We start from the raw sequence: 4,509 nt of genomic DNA, 5'->3' as shown, positions 1-4,509 counted from the left end.
GGCCGGGACCGGGGCCGGGGCCGGCGGGCGTGGTCAGGCAGCGCCATCGGCACGTCGGCGCGTCCGGAAGTAGACCACTCCCCCGACGACGATCAGCCCGACGGCGGCCGAACCGGCGACCGGCGAGAATGCCTCCGCCCGCGCGACCCCACCGCCACCTGCCGGAACCCCGCCCTGCGGGCCACCAGGACCGCCGCCAGGACCGCCCGGACCGCCACCGGGACCACCCGTGCCCCCGGGCGGGGTCGGCGTACCGGTCGGGTTGCCGGTCGGGCAGTCGACCTGGAACACCTTGTGCTTGCCCGCGCCCTGGCCGCCGACGATGTTCCACGTCAGCTTGTACTGGCCGTCCGGCAGCGCGAGGGCGAGGGTGTGGCCGGTGCCGTCGGCCCCCAGTTGGAGGGTGTCGGCGAGGGTCGCGCCGTTCGCCACCAGGGGCTGGGTCTCGATGGACCACTCGATGTCCTGGCCGGCGTCGAAGTTGAAGGCGTCGAGGTAGAAGTCGCAGACCTTCGGCTCGTTGCTCTGGTCGCTGAAGGGCGTACCCACCTTGTGGATCTTGACGTCTCCGTTGTCGCCGGGGGCGGCGAGGGCGGGGGCCCCGGCGAGAGTGGTGCCCGCGAGGGTGAGGGCCACGAGCGCGGCGCCGCGAGCGCTGATCCGCCGTGGACGCAGTGGACGGAGTGGGTGGATCGGGTGGATCGGGTGGAGCGGGTGGAGCGGGTGGAGCGAGGTGGACATGCGCGATTCCTTTGAGTCAGATGATTTTCATATAAATCCTGTTTCTTCTGACTCTCTTTCACACAAGCACCCGCAACGGCGGAAGCACCGCCCTACAGCCCCTTGGACATCACCCTTCCGGCCCTCTCCCGCTTCTCCACCGGCACCGGTGGGCCCGCTGAGCGCACAGCCGTTCCCGCCGCCAGCGCCAGCAGCGCGCCGAGCATCACGAACGGCGCCGCCGCGCCCGTCAGCCCGGCGACCAGACCGGCAGTGGCGGGTGCGGCGACCTGGCCGAGCCGGTTGCCGGTCAGCCGCAGCGCCAGGGCGGTCGACCGGGCACCCGGCGGAGCCGCCTGCACGACCGTCGTCATCGACAGGGGCTGTCCCACACCCAGACAGAAACCGAGTGCCGCGAGCATGAGGGCCAGCCCCCACACCGGCACCGGCAGCGCGATCCCGGCGCAGAGCACCGCGGCCGGCAGACACGTCACGATGAGCAGCACGCGTCGGCCGAGCACCCGCAGCAGCGGTGTCAGGACCAGACGGCACGCGATGGTGGCCGCCGCGCGCACCCCGAGAAGTACGCCGATCACGGCCGGCGCGATGCCCCGGTGCTCGCCGACCACCGGAAGGTAGGCGGTGAGGATGTCGGTCGCGGACAGCACGGCGAGGCTGACGAAGATGCCCGCGGGGACACCCCGGGTGCGCAGGATGCGGTGCACGGGGACGCGATCACCCTGCTCCGTACGGGACTTGACGACCGTACGGTCCTCGACACGCCACAACGACGTGAACGACAGCGCGGCGACCGCACCCGCGACCAGCAGCGCGCGGGCGCTGGTGGCCGCCATGTCCTGGCCGCCGATCAACGCGCCCGCCGCGACCGGGCCGATGAACTGGCCGAGGGAGACCCCGATGGTGAAGTGGCCGAAGTTGCGGTCCTGTTCGTGCGGGGCGGAGCGACGGGCGACGAGCGACTGGCCGCCGATGACGAAGCAGAGGTGGCCGAGGCCCGTCAGCCCGCTCCACGCGGCCATCACGGCGAGCGAGCCCGCTGTCGCGCCGAGGGCACAGCCGGCGCAGATGAGCAGGGCGCCGACGGCCAGCAGGGGCGCGCACCGGCCCTGGTCGGTGCGGCGGCCCAGCGGCACGGCGGCGAAGAGCGGAGGCAGCGCGTACGCGGCGGCGATCACACCGATCGCCCGCTCGTCGGCGCCCAGCGCGAGGGCCCGGTAGGAGACGGCGGGCCGGGCCATCGACACCGCCCCCTGGGTGCAGCTCAGGGCGATGACGAGGCGGAGCAGCCAGCCGCGGTTCCCACCGGGCCTCATGGTCGTGTCCTCCATCGAACGTCGGACGGGAAGAGACAGACAGTTGAGCGCGTGATCGACACCGCGGTCAGATGATGCCGAACAGGAGTCCCGCGCCGAGGATCGTCAGCGAGGTCAGTACGGCCCACTTGACCACGAACCTGGTGTGGTCGCCGAACTCGACCTTCGCCATGCCGACGAGGACGTACACGGCCGGGACGAGCGGGCTGGACATGTGCAGGGGCTGGGCGATGAGGGAGGCGCGGGCGATCTCCAGCGGGGAGACGCCGTGGGCGGCGCCGGCCTCGGCGAGGACGGGCAGGACGCCGAAGTAGAAGCCGTCGTTGGACATGAAGTAGGTGAGCGGGATGCTCAGCAGACCGGTGACGAAGGCCATGTGCGGGCCCATGCCGTCGGGGATGTTGTCGACGAGCCAGCGGGCCATGTGGTCGACCATGCCGGTGCCGGTGAGGACGCCGGTGAACACGGCGGCGGCGAAGACCATGCCGGAGACGTTGAGGACGTTCTCGGCGTGGGCGCCGAGCCGGGCCTTCTGATCCGGCATGTGCGGGAAGTTGACCGTGAGGGCGAGCGCGGCACCGAGCAGGAACAGCACCGGGATCGGCAGCCACTCCATGATCATGGAGGTGAGGAGCGTGACCGTGAGGAGCGCGTTGAACCAGTAGAGCCTGGGGCGCAGGGTGGCCCGCTTCGGGTCGAGGACCTTCAGCATCCGGTCGTCGTCGTCATCTCCCTGGTCCGCGTCCCTGCCGTCGCCGCGCGTGGTGCCGTCGGCGCCCGAACCACCCGCGGACGCCCCCGAGTTGCCCGCACCGGCCCCCACGACCGACTTCGTACCCGCACCCGTACCCGCACCCGTACCCGCACCGGCGCCGACAAGCACGGTCTCCGACTCGGACTCCTGGTCCTTGGACTCCTGCTCCTGTTCAGTCACCAGAACCGCGTCCAGCGTGAGCACGCCGAGCCGCTTGCGCTCGCGGCGGCCGAGGACGTACGCGAGGGCCATGACGAAGGCCAGGCCGGCGGCGAGCGCCGGGATCATCGGGACGAAGATGTCGCTGGCGTCGAGCTTCAGGGCCGTCGCGGCGCGGGCCGTCGGGCCGCCCCAGGGCAGCGTGTTCATCACACCGTTGGCCATCGCGGCGACGCCGGTCATCACGACGAGGCTCATCTTGAGCCGCTTGTACAGGGGGTACATCGCCGAGACCGTGATCATGAAGGTGGTCGAGCCGTCGCCGTCGAGGGAGACGATCGCCGCGAGGATCGCCGTGCCGACGACTATGCGCAGCGGATCGGCCTTGGCGAACCTCAGGATGCCCCGGACGACCGGGTCGAAGAGGCCGACGTCGATCATCACGCCGAAGTAGACGATCGCGAACATGAGCATCGCCGCGGTGGGGGCGAGGCTGGTGACGCCGTCGATGACGTAGTCGCCGAGCTTGGCGCCCTTCCCGACGAAGACGCAGAACAGGGCCGGGATCAGTACGAGCGCCGCGATCGGCGACATCTTCTTCAGCATGATCAGGACCAGGAAGGTCGCGATCATCGTGAAGCCCAGGATGGTCAACATGAGTGGGTTACCTAACGTTCGCCCTTGAACTCCCACCGGAGTCGGCAGTGCGTTGACGTTAGGTCGGCCCGACAAGTCCTAACAAGACGTTGACGTGCGAGCAATAAGCGCAGAACTCCAGGTCACAGCGTTGTGCCTGCTGGCGCGAGTTCGATGGGCACCCCGTTCAGCACGGCGTTGCCCGACAGCGGGTCCAGCAGGCTGCCGTCGAGGAGCTGGTTGACGTTGACGCCGGGGTCCACGGCGGCATGCGTGAGGCGGGTGCCGGGCCGGTCGTGTCCCCACCCGTGGGGCAGGCTGACGACCCCGCGCCGGACGACGTCGGTGATCTCGGCGGGGGCGACCACCTCTCCCCCGGCACTCTTGATCCGTACGGGGGCTCCGTCGAGGACGCCGAGGAGGGTGGCGTCGTCCGGGTGGATGTGCAGGGTGCAGCGGTTGGTGCCACCGGTGAGGGCGGGCACGTTGTGCATCCAGCTGTTGTTGGAGCGAAGGTGCCGGCGCCCGATGAGCACGAACCCGGCGGGGCGTTCGCGCATCGCCTGCCGCAGGCGCGGCAGGTCGTCGGCGATGGGCTGCGGCAGCAGTTCGATCCGGCCGCTGCGCGTCTTCAGTGGCTGCGGCAGGCGCGGCCTGAGCGGTCCGAGGTCGATGCCGTGCGGGTGGTCGAGCAGTTTCGCCAGGCTCAGCCCGTCGGGTCGTACGCCGAAGCCGTCGCCGTACGGGCCCAGGCGCAGCATCAGGTCGAGGCGCCGCTCGGGTCCGGTGTCGCCGCCCAGCTCCTGGGCGAGTTGGCGCGGGTCGCGGCCGTGGACCGGCGAGTGCGGCTCCTTGACGGACTTGCCGAGGGTCTGGTCGATGACCATGGCGTCCACGGCGGCGGGG

General features: G+C 70.8%; 4 protein-coding genes. All 4 read right to left on the bottom strand.

Features of this window, described 5'->3' with window-relative positions; all coding sequences use genetic code 11:
* Positions 1–33 precede the first annotated feature (33 nt).
* On the bottom strand, positions 34–741 hold the full coding sequence (locus AOK08_RS46285; RefSeq protein ID WP_157877034.1) for a hypothetical protein: 708 nt from the start codon (positions 739–741) through the stop codon (positions 34–36).
* Positions 742–833: 92 nt separating this feature from the next.
* Positions 834–2,054, bottom strand: a complete 1,221-nt coding sequence (locus AOK08_RS41390) for an MFS transporter (protein ID WP_055535674.1) — start codon at positions 2,052–2,054, stop codon at positions 834–836.
* A 67-nt stretch (positions 2,055–2,121) separates the two neighbouring features.
* Positions 2,122–3,624, bottom strand: a complete 1,503-nt coding sequence (locus AOK08_RS41385; RefSeq protein ID WP_055535671.1) for a CitMHS family transporter — start codon at positions 3,622–3,624, stop codon at positions 2,122–2,124.
* A 122-nt stretch (positions 3,625–3,746) separates the two neighbouring features.
* The coding region (locus tag AOK08_RS41380) for a molybdopterin dinucleotide binding domain-containing protein (protein ID WP_198539561.1) at positions 3,747–4,509 on the bottom strand (763 nt) is incomplete at its 5' end.

This window comes from Streptomyces graminilatus (assembly GCF_001418565.1).
Lineage (GTDB): Bacteria > Actinomycetota > Actinomycetes > Streptomycetales > Streptomycetaceae > Streptomyces > Streptomyces graminilatus.
The sequence above is the reverse complement of the archived record's forward strand: the minus strand, read 5'-3'. Positions and strand labels throughout refer to the sequence as shown.